This is a genomic window from Natronolimnohabitans innermongolicus JCM 12255, from assembly GCF_000337215.1.
Classification (GTDB): Archaea; Halobacteriota; Halobacteria; order Halobacteriales; family Natrialbaceae; genus Natronolimnohabitans; species Natronolimnohabitans innermongolicus.
Genome location: NZ_AOHZ01000102.1, coordinates 1 through 708 on the forward strand (window position 1 = coordinate 1; position 708 = coordinate 708).

1 protein-coding gene is annotated in these 708 nt (G+C 66.6%); it reads left to right on the top strand.

From position 1 onward, the window contains the following. Nucleotides 1-36 precede the first annotated feature (36 nt). Nucleotides 37-708, top strand: a 672-nt coding sequence (locus C493_RS23965; RefSeq protein WP_449289434.1) for a DUF7286 family protein, incomplete at its 3' end; no start/stop codon positions are given.

Sequence of the window (708 nt, forward strand, 5' to 3'; positions counted from 1 at the left end):
GAGACCGACACGATCGAGAAACCGCGCGTCGACTTCCTGCAAACGCCGTCGCCGTTCCGGGCGCTGACGGACGAGGTCGAAGCCGTCGAGGACGGTCTCGTCGAGACGGAGTCGTACGATACCGTGCCGGATCAGATTCGTATGGCAGTCCGGAACGCGTACTTCGAGCGGCTCCTCGAGGAGATCGACGAGATGGCGACGTTCCACGAGGAGATGATCGACGACCTCGACGACGCNGTCCGGAACGCGTACTTCGAGCGGCTCCTCGAGGAGATCGACGAGATGGCGACGTTCCACGAGGAGATGATCGACGACCTCGACGACGCGATGGCGGCCGGCGACGGCGCCCTCGAGGACTCTCTGGAGTTCGTTCAGGCCGTCTTCGCCGGGGACGTCGAAGCAAGCAGCGGCCACCTCGAGGGCTCGGAGCTCATGGACGACCTCGAGTTCGAGGTCGCCGGNCAGGCCGTCTTCGCCGGGGACGTCGAAGCAAGCAGCGGCCACCTCGAGGGCTCGGAGCTCATGGACGACCTCGAGTTCGAGGTCGCCGGTTCGCCGACCTATCTCGACCTCGAGGTCGTCGACGACGAGGAAGTGCCGTCGGTTCGACCCGCTGGCTCGACGGTGATGGACACCGACGAGGACGGCGAGCACGCCTCGCTCGGGGTTCGCTACCAGCAGCGGCTTCCGACGCCGGGGCTCCCGCTG